This window comes from Streptomyces changchenzhani, assembly GCF_039766235.1.
Lineage (GTDB): Bacteria > Actinomycetota > Actinomycetes > Streptomycetales > Streptomycetaceae > Streptomyces.
Map to the genome: position 1 here is coordinate 1,047,808 of NZ_JBDHNH010000001.1, position 25,934 is coordinate 1,073,741.

Genomic DNA, 25,934 nt, shown 5'->3' on the forward strand with positions numbered 1-25,934 from the left:
GAGTGGCGTGAGCCATCTCTCGCCGGTGCCGGGCCGGCGCCCACCGAGGGTCAGCGTCCGCGTGCCTCGGACATCCGCTGTTCGGCGATCCTGTCGGCCGCCGCGGCCGGAGGGATGCCGTCACTCTTCGCACGTGCGAATATCGCCAGTGTGGTGTCGTAGATCTTCGCGGCCTTCGCCCTGCACCGGTCGAAGTCGAACCCGTGCAGCTCGTCGGCGACCTGGATCACGCCGCCTGCGTTCACCACGTAATCCGGTGCGTAGAGGATCCCGCGGTCCGCGAGGTCCTTCTCGACGCCGGGATGTTCCAGCTGGTTGTTGGCCGCGCCGCACACGACCGTGGCGGTGAGCACGGGCACGCTCTCGTCGTTGAGCGCGCCGCCGAGGGCGCACGGCGCGTAGATGTCGAGGCCCTTGACCCTGATCAGCGCCGCGGTGTCGGCGACCGCCGTCACCTGCGGGTGCCGGTCGGTGACGCGGCGCACGGACGCTTCCCGCACATCGGTGATCACGACCTCCGCGCCGTCCTCCAGGAGGTGCTCGACGAGGTGGTGGCCGACCTTGCCGACGCCGGCGACGCCGACCTTGCGGCCGCGCAGCGTCGGGTCGCCCCACAGGTGCTGGGCGCTCGCCCGCATGCCCTGGAAGACGCCGAAGGCGGTCAGCACCGACGAGTCGCCCGCGCCGCCGTTCTCGGGGGACCGGCCGGTCGTCCACTGGCACTCGCGCGCCACGACGTCCATGTCCGCGACGTACGTGCCGACATCGCAGGCCGTCACATACCGGCCACCGAGCGAGGCCACGCAGCGGCCGTAGGCCAGCAGCAGCTCTTCGCTCTTGATCGTGTCCGGGTCGCCGATGATCACGGCCTTGCCGCCGCCGTGGTCGAGGCCGGCCATGGCGTTCTTGTACGACATCCCGCGCGACAGGTTCAGGGCGTCGGCGACGGCCTCCTCCTCGCTCGCGTACGGGTAGAAGCGGGTGCCGCCGAGGGCCGGGCCCAGGGCGGTGGAGTGGATGGCGATGACGGCCTTGAGGCCGCTGGCGCGGTCCTGGCACAGCACGACCTGCTCGTGGCCGCCCTGTTCCGATCGGAACAGGGTGTGCAGGACGCCGTCGGATGCGTCGGTCACGGTGGTGACTCCCAAGTACGAAGCGGCGGTGCCCTCCTGCGGGTGGGGAGGGCTGATGGGCAAGAGCGTAGAACCTGGCGGGCCGCCGGGTGACCGCAGTGCTCAGGATCACCCTCCGGCAGGGCGCACGTGGGACGATTCCACTCGGTCCGATCCATTCCGTTCGAACCGTCCGACCCGTTCCGTCGACCCGTTCCGTACGTTCCGTCCGACCCGTCCGAGTGAGGAGCAGGCGTGGCCCAGGCGTCATCGGTGATCGTCCCGTACGTCTCGTATCTGCGGGTGTACGAACCGCTGGCGGCCTTCCCGGAGCCCGAGCGGGGCCACTGGGCGGGCTACGCGCGGCGGGAGCACCTTCCCACCGCCCAGGACGAGCTGAGGCGCTCCCTGGCCGACCTGCTGCCGACACCGCCGGTCGCGGTGCCGGTGCACGAGAGCGGCGACGCGTTCGTGGCCGAGCTGGACGGGGTGGTGTGCGTCTGCCCGTGGCGGACCCGTCTGCGGGGCTGGCTGGCCGTCCAGGAGCTTCCCGAGCTGTTTCCCGAGCCCCTGCTGGACGCGGCGCTGCCGCCCGTCGTACGCCGCCAGGCGGCCGCTGACTTCGGGCGGTGGCTCGAGCGCAATCCGGACGCGCGGCCGTGGATCAGGAGCGCGGTGTGGCACGTGCCGGTGAGCTGGTTCGCGCTGTTCGCGGGCGAGGAGCGTACGTACACGAAGGCGGGCGACGGGGTGGCGCCCGCGCTGAGCTACCGGACGCCGATGGTGCAGGCGCGGCGGCGGGTGGCGCGGGCCCTGAAGGCGCTGCGGGAGCTGCTCGGCGACGGCCGGGGCGACGGCGGTGCGGGCGATGGCGACGACGAGGGTGACGAGGGCGTCGAGATGCTGCTCATCGGGGGCCTGGTGGACCGCCTGGTGGATGTAGGGCGCTGGCTGGAGGAGTTCCACCCCCGGTCGCTGGTCGAGCTCGACTACGGCGGCCTGGTCCACACGCTTCCGGACGAGCACTTCGCCGAGGACGTGTCGGCGGCCGACGTGGCCGAGGGGATCGCGGCGCTGCGGGCGGGTGACGGAGCCGGGGCCAGCGAGGCGTACGCGCGGCTGATGGAGCGGTGGCGGACGGTGCGGGAGCGTCAGTTCGCGAGCTGAGGGGCTCCTGGGAATGTGCCGGGGTGCCGAAGGGCCGGGACGTAGGTCCTGATCCGGGCCTTTGACTCAAGCGTGACGGACGGCACTTAGCGGGCTCTTGCGCCCATCCCCCATCCTCATGCCAAAATAGGACAAGGAGTCCGGTAGGGGCTCCTTCCGTCCGAGTAAGGGCGGAAATCTCGGCATTGCGCGCTATGGGGGGTCTGATGGCTCCTGATCGCTCTGTGACTGATCGTCACCGTGACGTAACTGTCCGCTATGGCATGGTCCATCGGCTTCGTCGCTGATGAACACCTGGGAGGGCAATTCCATCGGTTTGGCCGACGTGGCTGGACGGATGGTGTAGTTGTAGTGCCGAGGACAAGCCGTTCGTCCTATAACCGACTCGGCCCGCGTCCGCCATTTCGGGCAACGCGGGTCAAGGTGCAGAATTTAGAGGAAAGAACCGTGATGGTTCGGTTCTCCCGAGGAGGCCGCTCATGACCGCTCGCACCCCTGACGCCGAGCCGCTGCTGACCCCGGCTGAGGTCGCCACGATGTTCCGCGTGGACCCTAAGACGGTCACGCGCTGGGCAAAGGCCGGCAAGCTCACGTCCATCCGCACGCTTGGTGGACACCGGCGTTACCGCGAGGCAGAGGTCCGCGCACTGCTTGCGGGTATTCCGCAGCAGCGCAGCGAGGCCTGAACAACCGCATGACCCGCACAACCCCGCATTAACGGGCATCTTCCGGGCCCCCCAACCCGGAAAGCCCATGTGAGCACCACACGGCTGGAGTCCGCCCCAACGGACTCCACATCCACGCAAGTTCAGTACGGGTGTGCCGTTGATCGCGCTGGACTCCGCCGGGTCCAGCGCGATCTTTTTATGCCCTGAGTTTTATGCCTTGAGCGCGCCGCCGACGACCGCTGTGACCTGGCCCGGGCCAGGTCGTCGGCCGGCTCGCGGACGTTCCGCGGGTGCTCTGCGGCCCGCTCGCAGCGGCCCGGCACCCTCCCGCACGCGACCCCGGGACGGTCTTCGCAGGGCGGTGCAATTGCACATATTAAATTGACCTGTTGTAGGAGGGGAGTAAGTTGACCTCTTCCCGAAACTCTTTCGGTGACTCCCGTCACACGGCAAAAGTCTTGCCAACTCCGAGCCTGCCACTGCCGAGTGACGCCGTGCAGCGTCATTGGTCACCGGGACGAGGGACTTTCGTCCCGGGCCGGTTCGGGCTCCATGGCGAGCCGCAGGAGCCGGTGGTAGACCGGGCAGTGTCTGGTGAGGTGCCGGAAGCCCAACGCGGCCGCCAGGTGGGCACGCAACAGCGCGCGCGTCTCGTGTCTGACCCTGACTTCGGATGCGGCCATGCGTCACCTCCGGCGCGAGCCCCCTGAGGCCCTGTTGTTCTACGTACCGGGTCGCGGCCGGCGCAGTCAAGACGCAAGAAGGCCCGAATCCTTGCGGATCCGGGCCTTCCCTCACTGCTTACTGCGGTCCTGACGGGATTTGAACCCGCGGCCTCCACCTTGACAGGGTGGCGAGCACTCCAAGCTGCTCCACAGGACCTTGATTCGCGTTGCCGTACTGCGTGGCGCTGCGAAGACAGACTGTACAGCAGGTCAGAGGGTGCGGTCGAACTCGCTCCCGGTGAAGGCCCCGTTACGGCGCCAGCGCGTCGATCGCCTTCATGATCCGCTTGTCGGAGATGGTCTGGGCGGTGCCCAGGGCGTGCGCGAAGTAGCTCACGCGCAGTTCCTCGATCATCCAGCGGACGTCCAGCACCTCCCGCGGAACGGGCCTGCCCTGCGGCATCTGTTCCAGCAGCCAGGCGTACTCGTCCTGCATCTCGTGGACCTTCTCCATGCGCGTCGTGTCGCGCTGCACGGCCGTCGGTATCTGCTGGAGCCGGCGGTCCACCGCGACCAGATAGCGCATCAGGTCGGGCAGCCTGCGCAGCCCGGTCCTCGTGACGAAGCCGGGCGGCACGAGGGTCGCCAACTGATCGCGTACGTCCGTGAGGTTGTTGACCAGGACCAGACTCGTCGAGGTCTTCAGACGGCGCTCACAGGCCTGCCAGGCGGCCAGGATCTGCTGCACCTGGTTCACCGTCCGCACGGTCGCGTCGACGAGGTCGGCGCGCACCTTGTCGTACAGCTTCCGGAAGGACTCCTCGTCCCAGGCAGGCCCGCCGTGGTCCGCGATCAGCTTGTCGGCTGCGGCCGTCGCACAGTCCTCGAAGAGCGCCTGGATCGAGCCGTGCGGATTGCGGGACAGCGCCAGCTTGTGCTGGTTGGAGAGCTTGTCCGAGGCGAACTTGGCCGGGTTCACCGGGATGTTGAGCAGGATCAGCCTGCGGGTGCCCCGCCACATCGCCTGCTGCTGCTCGGCCTCGGTGTCGAAGAGGCGTACGGCGACACTCTCGCCCTGGTCGACGAGGGCCGGATACGCCTTGACGGGCTGCCCGGCCCGCTTGGTCTCGAAGACCCGGCTCAGCGAGCCGATGGTCCAGTCGGTGAGGCCCGTACGTTCGATGGACTCGCCCGTCGGTCCCGGTGTCGCCGCGGCGGCCTGGGAGAGCGCCTTGCGGGCCTTGGGCCTGAGCGCGAGCCTGAGCGCTTCGAGGTCCTTGTCCTCGGCGAGCTTCTTGCGCCGCTCGTCGATGATCCGGAACGTGATCTTCAAGTGGTCCGGAACCCGGTCCAGATCGAAGTCCTCGGCGGCGACCGGCACTCCGACCATTCGCTTGAGCTCGCGCGCCAGCGTCAGCGGCAACGGCTCCTGGAGGGGTACAGCCCGGTCCAGGAAGGCCCCGGCGTAGTTCGGCGCGGGCACGTAGTGGCGGCGGATCGGCTTGGGCAGGGAGCGGATCAGCTCGGTGACCACTTCCTCGCGCAGGCCCGGGATCTGCCAGTCGAAGCCGTCGGACGTGACCTGGTTGAGGACCTGGAGCGGGATGTGGACGGTGACGCCGTCCGCGTCCGCGCCGGGCTCGAACTGATAGGTCACCCGGAACTTGAGCTTCCCCTGGCGCCAGGAGTCCGGGTAGTCGTCCTTGGAGACGTCCCCGGCCTTCTCGTTGATGAGCATCGAGCGCTCGAAGTCGAGCGCCTCCGGCTCCTCACGGCGCTTGTCCTTCCACCACGAGTCGAAGTGCGCACCGGACACGATGTGTTCGGGGATGCGCTGGTCGTAGAAGTCGAAGAGGGTCTCGTCGTCCACCAGGATGTCGCGGCGCCGCGCGCGGTGCTCAAGCTCCTCGACCTCGGTCAGGAGCTTGCGGTTGTCGTGGAAGAACTGGTGCGTGGTGCGCCAGTCGCCCTCGACGAGCGCGTTGCGGATGAATAGATCACGGCTCGTCTCCGCGTCGATCCGCCCGTAGTTGACCTTGCGCTGGGCAACGATCGGCACGCCGTACAGCGTGACCTTCTCGAACGCCATGACGGCCGCCTGGTCCTTCTCCCAGTGCGGCTCGCTGTACGTGTGCTTGAGCAGATGCCCGGCGATCGGCTCGATCCACTCTGGCTCGATCCTCGCGTTGACCCGCGCCCACAGGCGCGAGGTCTCGACCAGCTCGGCGGACATGATGAAGCGCGGCTGCTTCTTGAACAGCGACGAGCCCGGGAAGATCGCGAACTTGGCGTTGCGGGCGCCCACGTACTCGTTCTTCTCGGTGTCCTTCAGCCCGATGTGCGACAGCAGACCGGCCAGCAGCGAGGTGTGGACGGCCTGTTCGGGCGCGTCCTCTTCGTTGACGTGGATGTCCATCTGCTTGGCGACCGTGCGCAGTTGCGCGTAGATGTCCTGCCATTCACGAATGCGCAGGAAGTTGAGGTACTCCTGCTTGCACATCCGGCGGAAGCTCGACGAGCCGCGCTCCTTTTGCTGCTCGCGGACGTACCGCCACATGTTGAGGAAGGCGAGGAAGTCGCTCGTCTCGTCCTTGAAGCGGGCGTGCTGCTGGTCGGCCTGGGTCTGCTTCTCGGCCGGGCGCTCACGCGGGTCCTGAATGGAGAGCGCAGCCGCGATCACCATGACTTCGCGTACGCAACCATTCTTGTCGGCCTCGATGACCATCCGGGCCAGCCGCGGGTCGACCGGCAGCTGGGCGAGCTTGCGCCCGAGCCCGGTCAGCCGCTTCTTGGGGTCCTTCTGCGCGGGGTCCAGCGCGCCGAGCTCCTGGAGGAGCTGGATGCCGTCGCGGATGTTGCGGTGGTCCGGCGGGTCGATGAAGGGGAACTTCTCGATCTCACCCAGGCCGGCCGCGGTCATCTGGAGGATGACGGAGGCCAGGTTTGTACGCAGGATCTCGGGGTCCGTGAACTCCGGACGGGTGACGAAGTCGTCCTCCGAGTAGAGCCGGATGCAGATGCCGTCGGACGTACGGCCGCAGCGGCCCTTGCGCTGGTTGGCGCTGGCCTGGCTGACGCGCTCGATCGGCAGCCGCTGCACCTTCGTGCGATGGCTGTAGCGCGAGATACGGGCGGTGCCGGGGTCGATCACGTACTTGATGCCGGGAACGGTCAGCGAGGTCTCGGCCACATTGGTGGCGAGGACGATCCGGCGGCCCGTGTGGCGCTGGAAGACGCGGTGCTGCTCGGCGTGCGAGAGACGCGCGTACAGCGGGAGGACCTCGGTGTGGCGCAGGTTCCGCTTGTTGAGCGCGTCCGCGGTGTCGCGGATCTCGCGCTCGCCGGACAGGAAGACCAGGACGTCGCCGGGGCCCTCGTGCTGGAGCTCGTCGACGGCGTCCGCGATGGCGCTGATCTGGTCGCGGTCGACATCGTCGCTGTCGTCTTCGAGGAGCGGCCGGTAGCGGACCTCGACCGGGTACGTACGACCGCTGACCTCGACGATCGGGGCGTCGCTGAAATGCCGGGAGAAGCGGTGCGGGTCGATCGTCGCCGAGGTGATGACGACCTTGAGGTCCGGGCGCTTGGGCAGCAGCCTGGCCAGATAGCCGAGCAGGAAGTCGATGTTCAGGGACCGCTCGTGGGCCTCGTCGATGATGATCGTGTCGTACGCGAGCAGCTCGCGGTCCGTCTGGATCTCGGCGAGCAGGATGCCGTCCGTCATCAGCTTGACGAAGGTCGCGTCCCGGTTGACCTGGTCGGTGAACCGCACCTTCCAGCCGACCGCCTCGCCCAGCGGCGTATCGAGCTCGTCCGCGATGCGCTCGGCGACGGTACGGGCGGCGATCCGGCGGGGCTGGGTGTGGCCGATCATGCCCCTCACCCCACGCCCCAGCTCCATACAGATCTTGGGGATCTGGGTGGTCTTGCCGGAGCCGGTCTCGCCCGCGACGATCACGACCTGGTGGTCCCTGATCGCCGCCGCGATGTCCTCCTTGCGCTGGCTGACCGGCAGCTCTTCGGGATACGTGATCTTGGGCATGCGGGCAGCACGCTGCGCCAGCCGGGCCGCGGACTTCCCGGCCTCGGCCGCGATTTCGTCCAGTGCGGCCTGCTGGGCCTCGGGGTTACGGATGCGACGGGCGCCGTCGAGACGGCGGCCGAGCCGGTGGGCGTCGCGGAGCGGCAGCCCCCCGAGCACGGGCTGAAGGTCGGCAAAGGAAGTAGACATACCTGACCCAGGATCTCACCCGCCGCTCGCGAGTGGCGAACCCATTTTTCGGGGTGGCCGTTTCGCGGCGGTTTCGACCCGGGCGGTAGGGCTGCCCGCGCAGCATCTAGTCTTTCGGGACGCGTACGTACCCCGCGCACCCCGCGCGCCCACCGAGGAGAGGCCGAGCCCATGTCCCGTGCCGGCACTCCGCGGCGACGCGGCGCGGCAACGGTGAGTGTCCTGCTGGGGGCGCTGTTCGCGCTGCTGATGTGCTCGGGGGCGATGGCGGCGGGGTCCGCGCCGGGGCCCGTTGGGCGGGCAGCCGCGGGGGTTGCGACGGCCGAAGCGGCGGTGGCTGACGCGGGGGCCGCCTTCGTGCCCGGGCACCTCCCGGCCGCCGCCGTGTCCGCCGCCGCGCCCGCTGCCGTGTCCGCCGCCCTGGCCGCCGTCGGCGACCGGGAGGTGCCCGGCTGCGGCAAGAGTCCCGGGGAGGACAGCGGGACCGGCTCCGGCACCCCGGCGCGCGGCTCCTCCTCGTACGAGCTGCTGCACGCCCTGCACGACGCCCGCGCCGCCTCGGGCTCCTGGGGCATCAACGACGTGCTGCCGGCCTTCACCCCCGACCCCGGGCCGCCGCCGCTCGACCCGCCCTCCCCGATAGACCTCTCCGTCCTGCGGGTCTAGGCCCCGCCCGCCTCCGGGCTGCCGCATCACCGAGCCGGGTCACCGAGCCGACGCCGATGCACAGGCCGACGCCGACTCCGACGCACTGGTCGACGTACAGCCGGTGCTGCCCGGCGCCCGGCAGGTCCCGCACAGGCCCTGCGCGCAGACCGTCCGCGCACCCCTGCCGTCTGCCCGTCTGCCCGGCCGCAGCGCGCGTGCCCCGCCACTTCCCATGCCTCCGGCGCCCAGGGCGCCGTATCCCGTTCAGGAGCACCGAAACACCCATGAGCACCCCCAAGCCCACGCGCACCCCCAAGTCCACCCCCCGGAAGGCCTCCCGCCGCGGCCTCGCCATCGGTGCTGCCGTCGCCGCCGCCGCGATCCTGCTCGGCGTGGCCTCGTACACCGCCACCAAGCCCGATGCCGCCTCCTCGGCCGCCGCCGCCGACGACTCCCCGGCCGCCGAGGTGTCCGCCGACCCGCAGGCCGGTGTCTATCCCGAGCTGGCCAAGCTCGCCCGGCGCGATGCCAAGGACACGCTCGCGCAGGGCCGGGCCGATGCACCCGTTGTGCTCATCGAGTACGCCGACTTCAAGTGCGGCTACTGCGGGAAGTTCGCCCGCGACACCGAGCCCGACCTGGTCAAGAAGTACGTCGACGACGGCACCCTGCGCATCGAGTGGCGCAACTTCCCCATCTTCGGCAAGGAGTCGGACGCGGCGGCCCGCGGTGCCTGGGCCGCCGGGCAGCAGGACCGCTTCTGGCAGTTCCACGCCGCCGCGTACGCGGACGGCGCGAAGGAGAAGGGCTTCGGCGAGGACCGCGTCAAGGCACTCGCCGAGGAGGCCGGGGTGAAGGATCTCGGCCGATTCACCGAGGACGTCGGGAGCGAGGCCGCCAAGTCGGCCGTGAAGGCGGACCAGGACGAGGCGTACCGGCTGGGCGCCACCTCCACGCCGTCCTTCCTCGTCAACGGCAGGCCGATCGCGGGCGCCCAGCCCGCCGAGGTCTTCACCCAGGCCATCGATGCGGCGGCCAAGACGGCCAAGAGCGCCGCCTCGGGGAAGAACGCGAAGGGCGACAAGTGAGCCCGGACATCGGGTATTTGGCCGCCTTCCTCGGCGGTCTGCTCGCCCTGCTCAGCCCGTGCAGCGCCCTGCTCCTGCCCGCCTTCTTCGCGTACTCGATCGACTCCACGTCACGCCTGATGGCCAGGACGGGCATCTTCTACGCCGGCCTCGCCACCACCCTGGTGCCGCTGGGCGCGGCCGGTTCGTACGCCGGCCGGCTCTTCTACGGCCACCGTGACCAACTCGTCCTGTTCGGCGGCTGGTTGATCATCGTGCTCGGTGTCGCGCAGATCCTCGGCATGGGCTTCGCGTCACGCCGTATCGCCGCGCTGTCCGGCCGGATCCGCCCGACCACCGCGGTGTCCGTGTACGCGCTGGGGGCCGTCTACGGTCTGGCCGGTTTCTGTGCGGGCCCCATCCTCGGCAGCGTCCTCACCGTGGCGGCGGTCAGCGGCAGCCCGGTCTACGGCGGACTGCTGCTGGCCGTCTACGCGCTGGGCATGGCCGTACCGCTGTTCCTGCTCGCACTCCTCTGGGAGCGCTTCGACCTGGGCAAGCGGCAGTGGCTGCGCGGGCGCACGCTCACCCTGGGCCGCTTCGAGCTGCACACCACCTCGCTGCTCTCCGGGCTCTTCTTCATCGTCCTCGGCACGCTCTTCCTCGCCTTCGACGGGACGACGGCCCTGCCGGGACTGCTCGACGTGGACGACTCGTTCGCGGTCGAGGAGTGGGCGAACGGCCTCGGCGAGGCGGTGCCGGACGCGGCGCTGCTGGCCGGTGTGGTGGCCCTGGTCGGCCTGGTGCTCGCCCTGCGCGCCTGGCGGCGCAGGGCGGCGGCAGAGGGGTAACGCGAAAGGCCCCGTCCACCGGACGGGGCCTTTCGATGTGTAGTGGCTGGGGCCGGGATCGAACCGGCGACCTATCGCTTTTCAGGCGATCGCTCGTACCAACTGAGCTACCCAGCCACGCAGCCTTACGGTTGCAGCGGTCCTGACGGGATTTGAACCCGCGGCCTCCACCTTGACAGGGTGGCGAGCACTCCAAGCTGCTCCACAGGACCAAGCTGTTGTGCGACTCAGTGTCGCACAGGGTGGTGCGTGCCCCCAACGGGATTCGAACCCGTGCTACCGCCTTGAAAGGGCGGCGTCCTGGGCCACTAGACGATGAGGGCAAGACAGCTAGTGTTGCTGCTTCTGTGTCTTTCACCCCCAGGAAAAGGGACTTCAGAAGCATGTGACTCCGCTTCCCCTCAAGAGGTTCCGCTTCTCCGTCGACCGCTGGGGTCTCAGAATGGTCAAGCCCTGACCCGCGCCCTTGGGCACGTCGGAGACTCTACTACGGCGTTTCGGTGTCAGCCAAACCGAATAGGCGAAGGGGTCAACCCGGCCGGTTCTCCTTCGGGAGGTGGCGGCTGACCTCCGCCGTCGTCAGGCCCAGGCCGCCCAGGGTGATCTCGTCCCAGGCCTGCAGACGCTTGGTCGTACGGTCCAGATAGAGCACCGATGTACGGACCTTCTCCGGCTTGTCGTTCTGCAGGGCGCGCAGCCCGCCACCGCCCGACGAGCCCTCGATCCTGAGCCGGGTGCCGTACTTCATGACCTCGGTCTTCCGGTTGTGCGTGTGCCCCGCCAGTACGAGAGGGACCTCGCCGTCGGTCTCGCGGGCCGCCACCGGGTTGTGCGCGACCGCGATGTCGACGGGGGTGCCGGCTCGCTCCTGGTCGCGCAGGGCGGAGGCGAGCCGCATGCCCGCCATGCGTTCCGCCGGGTCGCCCTCGGCCTCCACCGAGCGGTCCGGGGTGAACTGCGGATCGCCCATGCCCGCCACCCGCAGCCCGTCGACCGTGACCGCGCTGCCCTCGTCGAGGACGCGTACGCCCTTGAGGCCGCGCAGGTACTTCTGGGTGACCGCCGAGTCGTGGTTGCCGCGGACCCAGATGTACGGGGCGCCGAGGTCGGAGATCGGGTCCAGGAAGCTGTTCTCGGCGCCGGTGCCGTGGTCCATGGTGTCGCCGGAATCGATGATCACGTCGATGTCGTACTGCTCCACCAGCGAGCCGATGATGTGCCACGACGCGGGGTTGAGATGGATGTCGGAGACGTGCAGCACGCGCATCGTGGCGGGGTCCGGCTGGTACGTCGGGAGGGTCGAGGTCGCGTCGTAGAGCTTGGTCACATTGGTGACGAGCCGCGCCAGTTCCTTCTGGTAGACGTCGAATTCGGCGACGATGCTGCGCGCGTTGCCGACGACGGAGGGCGCGGAGGAGAGCAGTCCGGAGAACTTCGGCTCCAGGACCGACTTGGGATTCCAGGTCACGTACGCGCTGACGCCCGATGCCGTGAGCAGGGCCAGCGCGAGACCGCCCGCGGCGAGGGCCTTGCGCGGGCGGCGGTAGACGGCAAGACCCAGCGCGGTGGCCCCCGAGACGACGGCGACGCAGGAGCGCACGGCCAGCTCGGTGGCGCCCGCGGAGACGTCGCCGGTGACCTCGCCCTGGAGGCCCGAGAGGCGTTCGGGATGCTCGACGAGGGCCTGTGAGCGGACGGGGTCGAGCTGGTCGACGTCCACGTCGAGGCGGATCGGGGCGATGTGGGTGTTGAGCTCCAGGGCCCCGAGCGGGGAGACGTTGATTTTGGTGCCGCCGGAGAGGGACGGGCGCAGCGTCATGTTCGTGTCCATCGGGCCGACCGGCGTACGGACGCTCCCGACGATCAGCAGCCCGAGCCAGGCGCCGAGCAGCACCACCGCCGTCAGACCGAGCGCCCGCGCGTAGGGGTGCGGGGCGTGCACGAGGGCGCTGGTCGGGGAGACGCGGTGGGAGCGGTAGTGGCGTCGTACGCGGAGATACGTGGCACGGAACGGGTCTCGGGCCATTGCTCCCGTATTCCCCTGCGGAAGGGTCCCTATGCCCGCCCGGACACTCGCGCGGAATTCGGTGACAATGGCCGGGTGCTGGAGATGACGCGTGAGGAGTTCGAAGAACTGGTCGCCGAGGCCCTCGACCGGATCCCGCCCGAGCTGATGCGGCTGATGGACAACGTCGCGATCTTCGTGGAGGACGAGCCGCCGGCGGACGAGCCCGAGCTGCTCGGGCTGTACGAGGGCACGCCACTGACCGATCGCGGCGAGTGGTACGCCGGGGTGCTGCCCGACCGGATCAGCATCTACCGGGGGCCGACGCTGCGGATGTGCACGTCGCGCGAGGAGATTGTCGCCGAGACGGAAATCACAGTGGTGCACGAGGTGGCGCACCACTTCGGGATCGACGACGCGCGGCTGCACGCGCTGGGTTACGGATGAGCCGGTGAGCGCGGCGGCGGGTGCGGTGGGCGGGCGCGGTGGCGGGTGCCCGCGATGAGTCGCGATGAGTGACGCGATCGACCCGGACGTCGATCTCCGCGTGCCCGCCGACCGCGCCGAGACCACCGGGCGTGGCAAGTGGCTCGTCCTCGCGGCGATCTCGGTGGGCGGCGCGCTCGGGGCGCTGGCCAGGTACGGCGCGGCGCTGCTGTGGCCCGGGAGCGTGTGGACGACGTTCGGCGTCAATGTGCTGGGCAGCGCGCTGATCGGCGTGCTGATGGTGCTGGTGAGCGAGCAGGGCCGGGGACACGCGCTGGTCCGGCCGTTCCTCGGGGTCGGAGTGCTGGGCGGCTTCACGACCTTCTCGACGTACGCCGTGGACTTGGCGCAGCTGCTGGAAGAGGGCGAGGCGGTCACGGCGATGGCGTACGCCGCCGGGACGTTCGTGGCCGCGCTGGGCGCGGTGTGGGCGGCGGCCGCGGTGACGCGGGCGGGTGTGGCGCGGGTGGCGGCGCGGTGAGCGCGGGGGCCGTGGTGGCGGAGGTGGCCGGATGACCTGGGTGCTGGTGGCGGTCGGGGCGGCGGTCGGGGCGCCGCTGCGGTATCTGACGGACCGTGCGGTGCAGGCGCGGCACGGCTCGGTGTTCCCGTGGGGGACGTTCGTGGTCAACGCGACGGCGAGCCTGGTGCTCGGGCTGCTGACCGGGGCGCTGGTGTCCTCGGCGACGTACGCGCTGCTCGGGACCGGTCTGTGCGGGGCGCTGTCGACGTACTCGACCTTCTCGTACGAGACGCTGCGGCTGGCCGAGCGGGGCCGGACGTTCCTCGCGGCGGCGAACGTGGCGGGGTCCCTGCTGGTAGGGCTCGGTGCGGTCTTTCTGGGCCTGGAGCTGGCGCGGGGGCTGCTGCGGTAGCCGGAGCTGCCGTGGTCTGCGGGGGGCCGTGGTGCCGGGCGTCCTCGTCGCCTGGCCGTAACCGGCCGTCGTGGTCGCCGGGCCGTCGGTAGCCGGGCCGCCTTCGCCCGGCCGTGGTCGCCGGGCGCCGCGAGGGGCGATCCGCGTCGTAACCGATGTGCCCCGCGCGTGTCCCTTGCGGGTGAATCGGAGTTGGACAGGTGAACCCCGTTCGCCGTGCCCCGGAGGTGCCGCCCAGTGCGCCAGTTGAACATCCCTGTCCGATTGGCCGCCGCCGCGCTCGCGGTGGCGGCGTCCGCAGGCTGTATGAGTGTGGGCGACGAGGAGGGCAAGCCCTCGCCGACGCGTCCCGCGGCGCGGCAGGGGACGGTCGCCGAGGTGGGCGCCGACTCGGGGCGCCCCGGGACGGGGCAGGGGCACACGGGCGAGCACGGGACCGCCGGCAAGGCCGGCAAGGGCGCCAAGGACGGCAAGGGTGGCAAGGACGACCCGCGTGACGAGGGCGCGGACGCCGAGCCCGGCGCATCGGCCGGGCCCACCGCGGACCCGCCCGACCCGGGCACCGGGATCGGCGCCACCCGGCCCAAGCCGTCGCGCCCCGGCACACCGACGCCCACGGGCGGCGGGCCCACGCCGCCCAAGCCGCCCGTGACGCCGGAGCCTCCGGTGTCGGAGCCGCCGCCCGAGCCGACCCCCGAGCCGCCTACGACCTCGCCCGGACCTTCCACTTCACCGACGGCCGACATGCGGGCCGCGGGGATGGGTGAACAGCGCGTGAGTTCACGTGAGCCGACGGCATCACCGCAGGTGGGGCCGATGTAGGAGTGCCGGTTTGCCATAAGCGGGGGAGGGTGCGTATGGTTATAGATCGTTTGATCCCATTGCCCGGCGCCACTGAGTTCTCGCAAAAGACGAGAGCAAGAGCGCCCCGTGGCGCGTACTCTCCCTTGCCGTGCTTGACCGCATTGAGGCGGTCGAATTGCGATTCACGGAGTTTGGGCGCGTGCCGAGACTCCGGAAGGTTTCGCATTTCGTATGTCCATTTCCAGCACTGACCGCACCGCCATGCCCGAGAACGAGTCGGTCGACCAGACCGCCGCGATCATCGAGGCTGTAGACACCACCGCAGACATCACCACCGCAGACACCACGACGGTGGACACCGCCGTCGTGGACGTGGACGCAGCCGCCGAGATCATCGAGGTTGTCGAGATCGCGGAGGCCGCCGAGGTCGTCGTTGAGGCCGCCGAGGCCACCGACATCCCCGACGCCACCGACGCCGCCGCCAAGACCGAGGCCGTCGAGGTCGAGGCCACGGACGACGCAGTCGCCGACGACGCAACTGCCGACGACGCGGACGCCGAGCCGACCGTCACGTTCGGCAGCCTGGGTCTGCCTGACGGAATCGTCCGCAAGCTCGCTCAGAACGGCGTCACCGCGCCCTTCCCGATCCAGGCCGCGACCATCCCGGACGCCCTGGCCGGCAAGGACATCCTGGGCCGTGGCCGTACGGGCTCCGGCAAGACCCTCTCCTTCGGTCTGCCGCTGCTGGCCACGCTGTCCGGTGGTCACACCGACAAGAAGAAGCCGCGCGGCATCATCCTCACCCCGACGCGTGAGCTCGCGATGCAGGTCGCGGACGCGCTCCAGCCGTACGGCGACGTGCTCGGCCTCAAGATGAAGGTCGTCTGCGGCGGTACGTCCATGAGCAACCAGATGTACGCCCTGGAGCGTGGCGTCGACGTCCTCGTCGCCACCCCGGGCCGTCTGCGCGACCTCATCAACCGCGGCGCCTGCTCGCTCGCGGACGTGCGGATCGCCGTTCTCGACGAGGCCGACCAGATGTCCGACCTGGGCTTCCTGCCCGAGGTCACCGAGCTGCTCGACCAGATCCCCGGCGGCGGCCAGCGGATGCTCTTCTCCGCCACCATGGAGAACGAGATCAGCACGCTCGTCAAGCGCTACCTGACGAACCCCGTCACGCACGAGGTCGACAGCGCGCAGGGCAACGTCACGACCATGACGCACCACGTCCTCGTCGTGAAGCCGAAGGACAAGGCGCCGGTCACGGCCGCGATCGCCGCCCGCAAGGGCCGCACGATCATCTTCGTCCGCACCCAGCTGGGCGCGGACCGCATCGCCGAGCAGCTGCGCGAGTCGGGTGTCAAGTCCGACGCACTGCACGGCGGCATGACGCAGGGCGCCCGTACCCGGGTTCTTGAGGACTTCAAGAAGGGTTACGTCAACGCCCTCGTCGCCACCGACGTCGCCGCTCGCGGCATCCACGTCGACGGCATCGACCTGGTCCTGAACGTGGACCCGGCCGGCGACCACAAGGACTACCTGCACCGCTCGGGCCGTACCGCCCGCGCCGGCAAGTCCGGCGTCGTCGTATCGCTGTCCCTGCCGCACCAGCGCCGCCAGATCTTCCGCATGATGGAGGACGCGGGCGTCGAGGCCTCGCGCCACATCGTCGCCGGCGCCGGTGTCTTCGAGCCGGAGGTCGCCGAGATCACCGGCGCCCGCTCGCTCACCGAGGTCCAGGCCGACTCCGCGAACAACGCCGCCAACCAGGCGGAGCGCGAGGTCAAGGAAATGGGCCGCGAGCTGGAGCGCACCACGCGCCGCGCGACCGAGCTCCGCGAGGAGGCCGACCGCCTGGTCGCCCGCGCCGCGCGTGAGCGTGGCGAGGACCCGGACGAGGCCATCGCGGAGATGGCGGCGGCCGCCGAGGCCGAGAACGCCGCCGTGGCAGCGGCAGCCGCCGCTGTGGCGGAGAGGCAGGCTGCGGAGCGTCGCGACGACCGCGGCAACTTCGAGCGTCGTGGTGGCAGCAGCGACCGCGGTGGGTACAAGGGCAGCAACGACCGTGGCGGCTACAAGGGCAGCAACGATCGCGGTGGCGACCGTGGCGGCTACAAGGGCCGTGACGACCGTGGCGGCAGCAGCAGCCGCCCCGCGTTCAACCGCGACGACCGCGGTGGCAGCGGCAGCGGCAGCAGCCGTCCGGCGTTCAACCGCGATGACCGCGGTGGCAGCAGCAGCCGCCCCGCGTTCAACCGTGACGACCGCGGTGGCGAGCGTCGTGACGACCGTGGCGGCAGCGGCAGCGGCAGCAGCAGCAGCCGTCCGGCGTTCAACCGTGACGACCGCGGCGGCGACCGCAGCGCCCGTCCGGCCACCGGTGGCGGCTTCCGCTCCGGCGGCGGCTCCGACCGCCCGTTCAACCGCGACGACCGCGCGGCCCGTCCGGCCACCGGCGGCGGTTTCCGCGCCGGCAGCTCGGACCGCCCGGCCAGCCGCCGCGACGACCACCGCGGCAGCACCGGCACCGGCACCGGCTCCTTCGGCCGCCGCGACGAGAAGCCGCGCTGGAAGCGCAGCTGATCAAGCGGACCCGGCGGCGCAGGCCGCCGGTCCACTAGGTTGCTGAACCACTGAAAGCGGGCCCGTTCTTCACGAACGGGCCCGCTTTTCTTTGCCCGAGCACCGGCCAACTCCCGCTCCGGACCAGCTACTTACCGCGAACCCACCGGAAGCCCACGGCTCGGTTCCGGGCCCGGCGCGAGCCACGACGGGCCCGACAACCGATACCCGATCGGCTGCCGGGCTCGGTGCGACTATGCTCAGGGGTGCCTTGCCGAGGGCCGTTAGCTCAATTGGCAGAGCAGCGGACTTTTAATCCGTTGGTTGTGGGTTCGAGTCCCACACGGCCTACGTGTCACAGGGAGGGGTTTCGGCCTCTGACCTGCTACTTAGCGCCTCGATCGGCTTCGGCCGGTCGAGGCGCTTTGTCTTTCTCGCCCTCGTGCGTGAGCGATGCGTGAGCGGACGGCCCGACAGGAGGCGCTATAGACGGGGTTTTGCGAGCACGTGGCACCAGAGCAGCGGCGGCTTCTGCGGCAGCTTTGTCGACTTCAGGCAGCAGGCTCGTGTACGTGTCCGAGGTCAGCGTGATCGTGGAGTGGCGCAGCGTCTCCTTGATCGTGTGCAGGTCGCCGCCCGCGCCGTGGGTGAGAGTGGCCGTGACGTGGCGCAGATCGCGCAGGGTGATCGGCGGCAGATCAGTGGTGGCGAGGATGCGTCGGAACGTCTCGGAGACCATCTCGGGGTGCAGCCAGGAGCCGTCTTCGCGGGTGAAGACCTTGCCGGTCTCGTTCCAAGCGTCGCCCCATTTTTCCCGGGCTTTCAGCATGGTCTCGTGGTGCTCTCGCAGAAGCGCGACGTTGACGCTGTCCAGGGCGATCGTGCTGGCGCTGCCGTCCGTCTTGGGGGCGGATCCGTACGGATCCCAGCCGTCGACCACGATCTCTTTGGCCGGTGTGATGAGGCCGCCGTCCAGGTCGACGTCGGTCCAGTTCTGGCCAACGGCCTCGCCCCGTCGGAGGCCGCGGGTGCCCACGAGGTGAAAGAGCACGTAGAGCCGATCGGATTCGGCTGCGTCCAGAAACGTCCCGAACTGCGCGGGCGTCCAGACCATCACGGCTGAGGGCAGCTCATCCGTGGCACGCCAGCGCTCCACGCGCTGTGCGGTCCAGAGGAGCGGCTTCGGGCGCTTGCCGGACTCCAGCTCGACGTGGGAGGCCGGGTTGAAGGTGATGTACTGCTGGGCGATTGCCGAGCTCAGAGCCGCGCGCAGGGTGCGCCGGATGCTCTGCTGCGTGGCGGGGCCGGTGATCTTCCGGAACGGCTTCATCTCGGCGAGCTTTGCCCGCTCGACGCCGAGCAGTGCCCGTTCGGCTGCGACGGGGCGGCCGGGCTTGCTGGGCTTGCACCTGGCGATCTGCTTGCGCCGTTCGAGGTTCTCCGCCTGGATTACCTCGTTGGCATCGGCTATGCCGTCGTACATCTCCACCAGGTGGCCGACATTGAGACGGTCGAGGCGGACGTGGCCGATGCGCGGCTTCAGATGGACGCGGATGTGCGAGGCGTACCCGTTGAGCGTCGTCTTCCGTGACTTCTTCGAGGAAAGCCACTGATCAAGCCATTCGCTCACAGTCCGCCGGCCGATCAGGTCCAAGCCAGCCCTGAAGCGCCTGCGGGTGTCCTCGATGTCGGGCAGAGGAGCCTTCTCGTCCGCGACCTGTTCGAGCAATCCCGCGATGCGGGCCAGGTCGTGATCATCGTCGGCGTCGGCGATGGAGACAAGGACTCGCACGTGGTCCAGGTCGGTCTGTGCGGCCTTCAGCGTCTCGTAGCCTGCCCGGTTGAAGGAGCGGCGTGTTCCGTCTTCGCGTGGCGGGAGTTCCTGGCGTATGGAGTAGGAGCCGTGCTTGCGGCTGGTGAGCTTGGGGCACTTCTTGCCGAGCGGCTTGCCCGTAGTGGGATCGCGGCAATAGCAGCGGCGGTGGGTGGAGCCCTTCAAAAGTCCTTCTCCTCCTGGGGATTGGTGTCGGGTGGGTCGACGTCGACGAGTTCGAGCGGGAGGTGGGGTGGTGTGCCGCCGTCTTCGCGGATGAAGGCGCGGGCGCTGCGGAGCCGGTACTTGGCCTCTGCGGCCAGCTCGCGTAGTGGCCCTGGGCGCGCTGGGCTTCTTCGCGTTCGGCGGGATTAGTGGCTGTCTCGGCCTTCCAACGTTCGCGTTTCTCGCCCTCGATGGCGGCGAGGACGGCGCGCTGGTGGCTGGCATGGGCCTGGAAGTTGCGCAGCATCGTGTCTTCAGTCCCGAAGTCCACCACCTGGCCGTTGAACCAGCGCATGGCGTCCCACGTGTACTCAGAAGGACTACGGCCTGCGGCAACTGAAGAAGGGCGACCGCACCGCCGCCCGCCGGCCCACCCAGGCCGAGATGCACAAGGCCGAGCGCCTCGGCTGGGAGCAGACCAGCCGCGGGTGGCTCCAGGACCGAATCCGCGCCGCCGTCCCTCACGCGAGCAGCGCGGAAGAACTCCTCGCCTACCTCGAAGCAGACGGCATCCTCGTCAAGCCCAAGCGCGGGCCGTCCGGAGACCTCCTCGGCTACGCCGTCGGCCGCCCCGGCGACCTCAACAAGGACGACGAGCAGATCTTCCACCCCGGCGGGAAGATCGCCCCCCATCTGTCCCTGCCCAAGCTGACAGCCCGCCTGGAGACCAGTGGGCCCGAGGAACACCCGACCGCCCGTCGCAGCCGACCCACCACCCCCTGGCATCAGGCCACCGAAGTCCTCGACGCCCTCCACACAGAGATCACAAGCACAGGCAGCGACAGCAGCCGGGACGCACGGACACAGGCTCACATCACCGCCCCGGGCGAACTGATCGAAGCCACCGCCCAGAAAGCCCCCGCCGGCCTCCGCGCCCAACTGCAAGCGGCCAGCAGGGAATTCGCCCGCGCCCAGCGCTCTCAAATCCGGGCCGACGACCGTGCCGCCCACGCCTTGCGGACCGCAGCCCGCGACATCGCCAACACCGCCACCGGCCCCGACGGCAGCGCCCTCGCCGCCCTGACCGCCGCACTCGTCTGGGCCGCCATCCTCGCCGGGCGCTGGCATGAGGCCAAGGGCCATGCTCACCAGACCGACGCCGCCCGCCAAGCCGTCGAGTATCTCCAGTCCGCAGCCGACGACGCGCTCACCCAGACACTCACCGAACTCGAAGCCCGCCGCCCCAAGGACGAAACCCGTCACACCCTGGCCAACGACGTACGCGCCGCCGTTCCCGAACATGCCGAGCGGATCCTCGCCGACCCCGGATGGCCCGCCCTCGCCACCGTCCTCGCCGACGCCGAAGCCGGCGGCCACCAACCCCACCAACTCCTCAAGGAAGCCGCCGCCCGCCGCGAGCTCGGCACCGCCCACAGGCCCGCCCGCGTCCTGATCACCCGCATCCAGCACACCAGCCGCGACCCCGCCCCCAACCGCCGAGCCGAAGCAGCCCGCCGCCGCACCACAACACAGGCCGCCGAGCTGCAAGCCACAAAGCCAGAGCCCGCTTCGAAGGCCCCTGCCGCACCAGCAGACCGACAACGCCGTCATCGTCGTTAGAAGCCACCGTCGAGGCGAAGGCGCCTGAGCAACAACGGCTGCTGGGCCGGTCACCAGGCGTGGTGACCGGCCCAGCCGGAGTGCTCCTATGCGCGCGGAGCTTTCACTGTGAAGAGGCGTCACAGGCTCACTGTGTTCGGTCATCGGCCTCACCTACGACGCAACAGGCCACCCCGCGCACGATGCTTCCCAACGCGGCGTCCGCCAGGCTGCTCGGCCGTCGTCAGCGTGCTCGGCGGGGCCAGACGAGTCGGTTCATCGCGAAGGAGTATGGACTGCCAGACCTGATCTTGTAGGGCCCGGATGCACGGGCCACACGCGTACATCGCTGCCTGGGCCCCGGCCATGCTCACGGGGCCGATCCACAGAACGCGGGTCCACCTACGGCCACAGTAGAGCCAGCAGTAGCCGTCAATCCACGTGTTGCCGTCGTCGGTATCCGCTGCTGCGGGCAATCCACCGCGGGCGAATTCAGCGATGCCAGGTATGACCTGAGGCGTCGTGGCCACGTCCATAAACACAACTCAACCCTCGCGATCACTCGCTCGGGGCGGCTGCCCTGGCTGACGCCGGCTTGCCGGCATCGGAGAAGAGGAGAGTGGGTTCGGCCAGGATGTCGCGGCCGGATTCGCTCTTGTAGATCTCGTCGACGCTGCCGAACCGGGCCTTCGAGTAGTCGAGGTCGAGCAGGTCTGCCGCCTGTCGGACCGATGCCTCGTCGGGACCTTCGATCTCGACGAACGTGGGGAGGTCCGGCCAGGTGTCGAAGTCGAAGGCGACCTCACCCAGGCGCCATTCCTCGCGGTAGTTCTCCTGGTAGCGGACTTCGCGCAAGCCGACGCTGCGGAGAATCTCAGCCATGGCGTGCAGGTCCGATACCTCCGTCTCGATTTCGGTGGTGCCGTCGATCGTCGTGGGGTCGGTGACCTGCTTCAGCGTGAGCGTGGAGCGAGTGGCCTCATCCCTCAGGCGAATCCAGGCACCACCTTCAAGGGCGTCGTTCTCGAAGATCTTCCGCGTGAGGAGGGTGCGTGGGAACGCCTGGACGGCTCCGAGAGCAGTCAGCTTGGCCTGGAGGCCGACGACGTCGATGGCGAGGAACTTTGCCTCGTACTCGTGCTTCATGTGTCCTTCTTCCCGTGGCTCTAGGAGGGGGTGAATGCACGGGCAGCGAGGAGGAGACCCATGCGGTGGGTGTGGTCCTGCAACTGTCCGACGTGCGCCTGCTCGGTGAATTCGTTGGGTGTGTCCTGAATACGTAGAGGAGCTGGTTGTAGGAAAGCTGCCTTGAAGTAGTGCTGTACGGGAGATGAAGGTGTTTGGCCCTTCGGAGCCGCCCTGCGGGGGAGGCTTCAAACCGCCTCATGCTGCGCTAGCTAATGACTGTCGTGGTGAGCGATTGAGGAAAAGGCGTCGTAAGAGGCGTCAGGTGGGGATCAGGAAGACGAACGCAAGTGAATCGTTGCTGAAGTGTCGAAAGATTCTTAGACGACATCAGAACCGGGACGTACAACGGGTTCCGGGATGAGCCTGGCGGGTGCCCGCTTATTGGCCAGGCGGTGTCCGGCATGAAGACGACGTGAGCCTGATCTGCCGCTTCCGTACGGAACAGGAGAAGGCGCTCCTCGGCACTGTCTGCCCTGGTAGGGGTGGCGAGAGGGAGTGTCCCAAGCGGCTGAAACCGCGAGGGATCGAGTACCGATACGAGGCGCGCCGGCGGACCGGCTCGTAGTAGTGATGAAGCCTCTGTAATAGAGGTGGAGCGAAGGGGTCGGGCTATTCGTGACGTTGTGTATCTAGACAACCGGACGCTCTCCGGGAGGAACTATATGGACACGTTGAAGTCAACAGGCAAGCCGTTTGAGATCTCGAAGCGGGAAGTCTGGGAGGCATACAAGGGAGTTAAGGCGAACAAGGGTGCGCCCGGTGTGGATGGGCAGTCCCTTGAGGACTTCGACAAGGATCTGAAGAACAATCTGTACAAGATCTGGAATCGTATGTCGTCCGGGACGTATTTCCCGCCGCCGGTACGTGCGGTGGAGATCCCCAAGTCGTCGCCCCGCGGCGGCTCAAGGATCTTGGGCGTGCCCACGGTGGCCGACAGAGTTGCCCAGACCGTAGCCGCCAGGCACCTCATGGACCGGGCCGAGCCCGTCTTTCATGAGGATTCCTACGGCTACCGGCCGGGGCGCTCGGCGCTGGATGCGGTGGAGTCCTGCCGACGACGCTGCTGGAAGAAGGACTGGGTGATCGAGCTTGACATCCAGAAGTTCTTCGACAGCGTCCGATGGGACCTCATCGTCAAGGCAGTGGAAGCGCACACCGATGCCGTCTGGGTGATTTTATATGTGAAGCGATGGCTCCAAGCGCCGCTTCAACTGCCCGACGGGACCTTGCAACAGCGGGACCGTGGAACCCCACAGGGATCAGCGGTCTCGCCCGTGCTCGCGAACCTGTTCATGCACTACGCGTTCGACATGTGGCTGGCCCGGGAGCATCCCACCGTCACGTTCGAACGGTATGCAGACGACGCCGTCGTGCACTGCGTCACTGAGCGTCAGGCCCGCGAAGTGCTGGCCGCGCTCACGGACAGGATGGAGAAGGTCGGGCTGCAACTGCACCCCGACAAGACCAGGATCGTCTACTGCCGGGACGGGCAACGCCAGGGCTCCTATGAGCACATGGAGTTCACCTTCCTCGGGTACACGTTCCGCGCGCGCAAGTCGCAGGACAAGTGGGGCAGGCGTTTCCTGTCCTTCGAGCCTGCAATCAGCAAGGACGCCTTGAAACGGATCAGCGGGGAAGTGCGCAGCTGGCGTCTTCACCGACGGTCCGATCTCTCCTTCGTGGAACTCGCCCGACGGATCAACCCGATCGTGGCGGGTTGGGTCAACTACTACGGCCGCTTCTACCAATCGGCCCTGACCCCCCTCCTACAGCGCATCAACGCCTACCTGGTGCGATGGATCCGCAAGAAGTACAAGCGGCTCGCGGCGCTGCGCAAGGCCCTTTCGAAGATGCGGGACATCGCCCAGCGATACCCCCGTATGTTCGCGCACTGGAAGGTGACCACCGCAGCGTCCTCAGCCTGGTGATCAGAACGGCAAGAGCCGTGTAAAGAGAGATCTTTACGCACGGTTCTGCGAGAGCCGGGGGGTGAAACTCCCCCCGGCTACTCGACTCCGCAGAGTGACCAGAACGTCCCAGTCACCGATGAAGAAGCGCCGGAGCTTCTCCGGGGACGTGTAGTGCTCAAGCATCTGGTGGCGCTGCTCGATGGGCATCATGAACTCCGCGCCGAACAGACCGCCAGGCCGGACCAGACGCTGCATGCGGTCGACGAACTCGCCCAACGGCCGGTGATGGTTGGCACTGTAATGCCACGAGCAACTTGTCCAGACTGCGTCGCAGCGGTCGGTCGCAGGCTCCGCTGCGAGGAAGTCCTCCTCTACGACCTGCACACGGTCGTAGAGCCCTTCGTGCCTCAGCCGGTCGATTAGCCCCATCGCGTGACCGGTCTTGTCACCCGGAAGTTGGATCTCGCCGCCGTGAAGGGCGAGCGGGTCGCGTTCGATGGCGATGACGCGGTAGCCGGCCGCAGCCAGTGGCAAGACGAGTCTTCCGTCGCTCGCACCGATGACCGCCACAGTGGAGTCAGGCCCGGCACGCTCCTCCAGCATGGCGAGGAACTGCGGGAAGAAGGTAAGGGTGTGCCGCCACATGCTCGGTGTCTGCACTGGCTTGCTCTCCTTGCAGGTTGGCGGTCAGGACGGCCTGGAGCACCTCGCCGGGGGTGAGTCCGGTGGTGTCCACGTGGTGCATCGGGAACGAGGTGTAGGCGTCGGTGATCTGATCTGCTGTGATCTCTGCGAGGGCATCCCAACGGGAAACGGGCTTCTCGCGCCTGGCGAGGCGGCGCTGACGCTCACCCTCCGCGCAGACGAGGTAGTAGGTGACGGGCTGCGGCAGGTCAGTCGGCAGCGCCACGGAGAGATCGGCCCCGAAGGCAAGGTGGTTGGCCAGGCAACGGGCGAAGTAGCTTTCGACGACGACCGGAGTGCCGGCGGACAGATACCGCTGGATCTGAACAGCTGCGGTGAACAGGGCAGAGAGGTAGAAGCACATGCGGGCTTCTACATTTCCCAGCTGGTCTACCTCCCGCCGCAGTGCTTGGTGGGTGAGGGGCACGGTCGGGACCAGTACGGCGCCACGGGCGACCGCAAGCATGGGTGCGAGGGTCGATTTGCCAGTTCCTCGGAGCCCTTCGAGGCACTCGAACGGCGCTTGGTCAGACACGTCCGTACACCACGTCCGGAACCGCGAGGGTGAGTTCGTCGGTGGCGGACGGCCGGTGGTCGATGTGGTCGGCGAGCTTGTCGTACCAGAAGGCGTGTGAGTCCTTGCCGACGGCCTTGCAGGACATGGTCAGTGCGCCACGCGGGTCGGCTTCGATCCGTTCGATGGCCTTGGGGCCTCCCTCAGGAGCGCAGACCTCTGGGGCACCGTGCTCGGACAAGTCCTCGTCGACGATCACCTCGATGGCCAGCTCGGCTGCTGCGAGCTCGCTTCGAAGGCGGATGTAGGCCGTGGGGTCGGTGACCAGCAACTCGGGATGAGCGGCTGCGTTGCCAACCGGCCGGAGGTGGTGGAGTTTCAACTGCTCTGCCCCGTAGTACTGCAGGGTTCGGGCAAGCGGCAGCACCTCGTCGATGTTGCGCGAGGTGACCGTCATGGTCGCACCGGTGCGGACACCGAGCCCGCGGGCGGTATCGAGCGCGCTCAGCGCACTCTGGTAGCTCCCGTGCTTGCGGATGTGGTCGTTGGTCGAGCCGACGCCCTCCAGCGAGACCCGCAGCAGGTCCAGGTGAGGGGCGATCTCGGTCAGCCGGCGCACGATCCGATAGCCGTTGGTGCAGATCTCCACCTGCATGCCCAGTTCCTGCTTGGCATACCGGACGACCTGGGTGAGGTCTCTGTAGACGAACGGCTCGCCGCCCAGCAAGGTGACAGCCTCGGTGTCGTACTGATCGCGCATGAGCGTGAGGAGGTTGATTGCCTCGTCCGCGGTGAAGGCGTCGGCGTGCTGGAGCCTCTTGCCGTGAAAGCAGTGCAGGCACTCGAAGTTGCAGCGGTAGAGCAGCTGTAGGTACAGCATCCGGATCCTGCGAATCCCGGTGACTTCCCCGATCATGTGC

At 68.7% G+C, this 25,934-nt stretch carries 20 protein-coding genes, 5 tRNA genes and 1 pseudogene; 13 read left to right on the forward strand and 13 right to left on the reverse strand.

The window, feature by feature from the left end:
• Window positions 1–50: 50 nt before the first annotated feature.
• A complete protein-coding gene (locus ABCR94_RS04985) occupies window positions 51–1,133 on the reverse strand; it encodes a Leu/Phe/Val dehydrogenase (RefSeq protein ID WP_347117778.1) in 1,083 nt (360 codons plus the stop codon).
• Between the two features lie 234 nt (window positions 1,134–1,367).
• Between ABCR94_RS04985 and ABCR94_RS04990 the strand changes: the two genes are divergently transcribed.
• Both ABCR94_RS04990 and bldC read left to right on the forward strand, forming a co-directional pair.
• Window positions 1,368–2,279 (forward strand): DUF8083 family protein, encoded by a 912-nt coding sequence (locus ABCR94_RS04990; protein ID WP_347117780.1) that lies wholly within the window; start codon window positions 1,368–1,370, stop codon window positions 2,277–2,279.
• 479 nt (window positions 2,280–2,758) lie between these two features.
• Window positions 2,759–2,965 carry a developmental transcriptional regulator BldC gene (gene bldC, locus ABCR94_RS04995; RefSeq protein ID WP_003949541.1) on the forward strand — a complete coding sequence of 69 codons (207 nt, stop codon included), beginning with the start codon at window positions 2,759–2,761 and terminating at the stop codon, window positions 2,963–2,965.
• A 491-nt stretch (window positions 2,966–3,456) separates the two neighbouring features.
• Here bldC and ABCR94_RS05000 read toward each other — a convergent pair whose 3' ends face one another.
• The 3 genes from ABCR94_RS05000 to hrpA form a co-directional block, all read right to left on the reverse strand.
• Window positions 3,457–3,630, reverse strand: a complete 174-nt coding sequence (locus ABCR94_RS05000) for a DUF6274 family protein (RefSeq protein ID WP_347117782.1) — start codon at window positions 3,628–3,630, stop codon at window positions 3,457–3,459.
• A 124-nt stretch (window positions 3,631–3,754) separates the two neighbouring features.
• Window positions 3,755–3,829: transfer RNA gene (locus tag ABCR94_RS05005), tRNA-Asp, on the reverse strand.
• 93 nt (window positions 3,830–3,922) lie between these two features.
• Window positions 3,923–7,843: an ATP-dependent RNA helicase HrpA gene (gene hrpA / locus ABCR94_RS05010; RefSeq protein ID WP_347117783.1), complete on the reverse strand. Its 3,921-nt coding sequence runs from the start codon at window positions 7,841–7,843 to the stop codon at window positions 3,923–3,925.
• Between the two features lie 171 nt (window positions 7,844–8,014).
• Between hrpA and ABCR94_RS05015 the strand changes: the two genes are divergently transcribed.
• The 3 genes from ABCR94_RS05015 to ABCR94_RS05025 all read left to right on the forward strand — a co-directional run bounded on the left by ABCR94_RS05015 (window position 8,015) and on the right by ABCR94_RS05025 (window position 10,409).
• Window positions 8,015–8,509, forward strand: a complete 495-nt coding sequence (locus ABCR94_RS05015) for a hypothetical protein (protein WP_347117785.1) — start codon at window positions 8,015–8,017, stop codon at window positions 8,507–8,509.
• A gap of 266 nt (window positions 8,510–8,775) precedes the next feature.
• A complete protein-coding gene (locus ABCR94_RS05020) occupies window positions 8,776–9,579 on the forward strand; it encodes a DsbA family protein (protein WP_347117787.1) in 804 nt (267 codons plus the stop codon).
• Window positions 9,576–10,409: a cytochrome c biogenesis CcdA family protein gene (locus ABCR94_RS05025; protein ID WP_347117788.1), complete on the forward strand. Its 834-nt coding sequence runs from the start codon at window positions 9,576–9,578 to the stop codon at window positions 10,407–10,409. The genes ABCR94_RS05020 and ABCR94_RS05025 overlap by 4 nt, the downstream gene beginning before the upstream one ends.
• 43 nt (window positions 10,410–10,452) lie before the next feature.
• Here ABCR94_RS05025 and ABCR94_RS05030 read toward each other — a convergent pair.
• The 4 genes from ABCR94_RS05030 to ABCR94_RS05045 all read right to left on the reverse strand — a co-directional run bounded on the left by ABCR94_RS05030 (window position 10,453) and on the right by ABCR94_RS05045 (window position 12,435).
• Window positions 10,453–10,526, reverse strand: a tRNA-Phe gene (locus tag ABCR94_RS05030).
• A gap of 20 nt (window positions 10,527–10,546) precedes the next feature.
• Window positions 10,547–10,621: transfer RNA gene (locus ABCR94_RS05035), tRNA-Asp, on the reverse strand.
• A 38-nt stretch (window positions 10,622–10,659) separates the two neighbouring features.
• A tRNA-Glu gene (locus tag ABCR94_RS05040) sits at window positions 10,660–10,732 on the reverse strand.
• A 206-nt stretch (window positions 10,733–10,938) separates the two neighbouring features.
• On the reverse strand, window positions 10,939–12,435 hold the full coding sequence (locus ABCR94_RS05045; RefSeq protein ID WP_347117790.1) for a metallophosphoesterase family protein: 1,497 nt from the start codon (window positions 12,433–12,435) through the stop codon (window positions 10,939–10,941).
• 75 nt (window positions 12,436–12,510) lie between these two features.
• Between ABCR94_RS05045 and ABCR94_RS05050 the strand changes: the two genes are divergently transcribed.
• The 6 genes from ABCR94_RS05050 to ABCR94_RS05075 all read left to right on the forward strand — a co-directional run bounded on the left by ABCR94_RS05050 (window position 12,511) and on the right by ABCR94_RS05075 (window position 17,492).
• Entirely contained in the window at window positions 12,511–12,861 is a 351-nt protein-coding gene (locus ABCR94_RS05050) for a metallopeptidase family protein (protein WP_347117791.1), read from the forward strand.
• Between the two features lie 64 nt (window positions 12,862–12,925).
• Entirely contained in the window at window positions 12,926–13,381 is a 456-nt protein-coding gene (locus tag ABCR94_RS05055) for a fluoride efflux transporter FluC (RefSeq protein ID WP_347117792.1), read from the forward strand.
• 31 nt (window positions 13,382–13,412) lie between these two features.
• Window positions 13,413–13,775, forward strand: a complete 363-nt coding sequence (locus ABCR94_RS05060) for a fluoride efflux transporter FluC (protein WP_347117793.1) — start codon at window positions 13,413–13,415, stop codon at window positions 13,773–13,775.
• 237 nt (window positions 13,776–14,012) lie between these two features.
• Window positions 14,013–14,597, forward strand: a complete 585-nt coding sequence (locus ABCR94_RS05065; RefSeq protein ID WP_347117794.1) for a hypothetical protein — start codon at window positions 14,013–14,015, stop codon at window positions 14,595–14,597.
• A gap of 213 nt (window positions 14,598–14,810) precedes the next feature.
• A complete protein-coding gene (locus ABCR94_RS05070) occupies window positions 14,811–17,162 on the forward strand; it encodes a DEAD/DEAH box helicase (RefSeq protein ID WP_347117795.1) in 2,352 nt (783 codons plus the stop codon).
• 257 nt (window positions 17,163–17,419) lie between these two features.
• Window positions 17,420–17,492, forward strand: a tRNA-Lys gene (locus ABCR94_RS05075).
• Between the two features lie 34 nt (window positions 17,493–17,526).
• Here the strand turns inward: ABCR94_RS05075 and ABCR94_RS05080 are convergent.
• Window positions 17,527–19,140 carry a site-specific integrase gene (locus tag ABCR94_RS05080; RefSeq protein WP_347117796.1) on the reverse strand — a complete coding sequence of 538 codons (1,614 nt, stop codon included), beginning with the start codon at window positions 19,138–19,140 and terminating at the stop codon, window positions 17,527–17,529.
• Window positions 19,141–19,491: 351 nt separating this feature from the next.
• On the opposite strand from ABCR94_RS05080, the pseudogene ABCR94_RS05085 reads away from it, so the two are divergent.
• Window positions 19,492–20,739: pseudogene (locus tag ABCR94_RS05085) on the forward strand (mobilization protein); the annotation flags it as partial.
• A gap of 537 nt (window positions 20,740–21,276) precedes the next feature.
• Here ABCR94_RS05085 and ABCR94_RS05090 read toward each other — a convergent pair.
• The gene (locus ABCR94_RS05090; RefSeq protein WP_347117797.1) at window positions 21,277–21,864 is read right to left on the reverse strand and encodes a class IV adenylate cyclase; all 588 of its coding nucleotides are present in this window, start codon (window positions 21,862–21,864) and stop codon (window positions 21,277–21,279) included.
• A 704-nt stretch (window positions 21,865–22,568) separates the two neighbouring features.
• On the opposite strand from ABCR94_RS05090, the gene ltrA reads away from it, so the two are divergent.
• A complete protein-coding gene (gene ltrA, locus ABCR94_RS05095) occupies window positions 22,569–23,834 on the forward strand; it encodes a group II intron reverse transcriptase/maturase (protein WP_347117696.1) in 1,266 nt (421 codons plus the stop codon).
• Window positions 23,835–23,867: 33 nt separating this feature from the next.
• Here ltrA and ABCR94_RS05100 read toward each other — a convergent pair whose 3' ends face one another.
• From ABCR94_RS05100 to ABCR94_RS05110, 3 genes are all read right to left on the reverse strand, one after another.
• Entirely contained in the window at window positions 23,868–24,476 is a 609-nt protein-coding gene (locus ABCR94_RS05100; RefSeq protein WP_347117798.1) for a class I SAM-dependent methyltransferase, read from the reverse strand.
• On the reverse strand, window positions 24,394–24,966 hold the full coding sequence (locus ABCR94_RS05105) for a hypothetical protein (RefSeq protein ID WP_347117800.1): 573 nt from the start codon (window positions 24,964–24,966) through the stop codon (window positions 24,394–24,396). The genes ABCR94_RS05100 and ABCR94_RS05105 overlap by 83 nt, the downstream gene beginning before the upstream one ends.
• A gap of 61 nt (window positions 24,967–25,027) precedes the next feature.
• Window positions 25,028–25,930 carry a radical SAM protein gene (locus ABCR94_RS05110; protein WP_347117801.1) on the reverse strand — a complete coding sequence of 301 codons (903 nt, stop codon included), beginning with the start codon at window positions 25,928–25,930 and terminating at the stop codon, window positions 25,028–25,030.
• Window positions 25,931–25,934: the final 4 nt, after the last annotated feature.

Bases quoted from the DNA above. Each gene is read 5' to 3' on its own strand.
- ABCR94_RS05105 (WP_347117800.1), bottom strand. From the start codon at position 24,966: ATGCTTGCGGTCGCCCGTGGCGCCGTACTGGTCCCGACCGTGCCCCTC.
- bldC (WP_003949541.1), top strand. From the start codon at position 2,759: ATGACCGCTCGCACCCCTGACGCCGAGCCGCTGCTGACCCCGGCTGAG.
- ltrA (WP_347117696.1), top strand. From the start codon at position 22,569: ATGGACACGTTGAAGTCAACAGGCAAGCCGTTTGAGATCTCGAAGCGG.
- ABCR94_RS05045 (WP_347117790.1), bottom strand. From the start codon at position 12,435: ATGGCCCGAGACCCGTTCCGTGCCACGTATCTCCGCGTACGACGCCAC.
- ABCR94_RS05090 (WP_347117797.1), bottom strand. From the start codon at position 21,864: ATGAAGCACGAGTACGAGGCAAAGTTCCTCGCCATCGACGTCGTCGGC.
- hrpA (WP_347117783.1), bottom strand. From the start codon at position 7,843: ATGTCTACTTCCTTTGCCGACCTTCAGCCCGTGCTCGGGGGGCTGCCG.
- ABCR94_RS05110 (WP_347117801.1), bottom strand. From the start codon at position 25,930: ATGATCGGGGAAGTCACCGGGATTCGCAGGATCCGGATGCTGTACCTA.
- ABCR94_RS05020 (WP_347117787.1), top strand. From the start codon at position 8,776: ATGAGCACCCCCAAGCCCACGCGCACCCCCAAGTCCACCCCCCGGAAG.
- ABCR94_RS05055 (WP_347117792.1), top strand. From the start codon at position 12,926: ATGAGTGACGCGATCGACCCGGACGTCGATCTCCGCGTGCCCGCCGAC.
- ABCR94_RS05070 (WP_347117795.1), top strand. From the start codon at position 14,811: ATGTCCATTTCCAGCACTGACCGCACCGCCATGCCCGAGAACGAGTCG.
- ABCR94_RS05060 (WP_347117793.1), top strand. From the start codon at position 13,413: ATGACCTGGGTGCTGGTGGCGGTCGGGGCGGCGGTCGGGGCGCCGCTG.
- ABCR94_RS05000 (WP_347117782.1), bottom strand. From the start codon at position 3,630: ATGGCCGCATCCGAAGTCAGGGTCAGACACGAGACGCGCGCGCTGTTG.
- ABCR94_RS05015 (WP_347117785.1), top strand. From the start codon at position 8,015: ATGTCCCGTGCCGGCACTCCGCGGCGACGCGGCGCGGCAACGGTGAGT.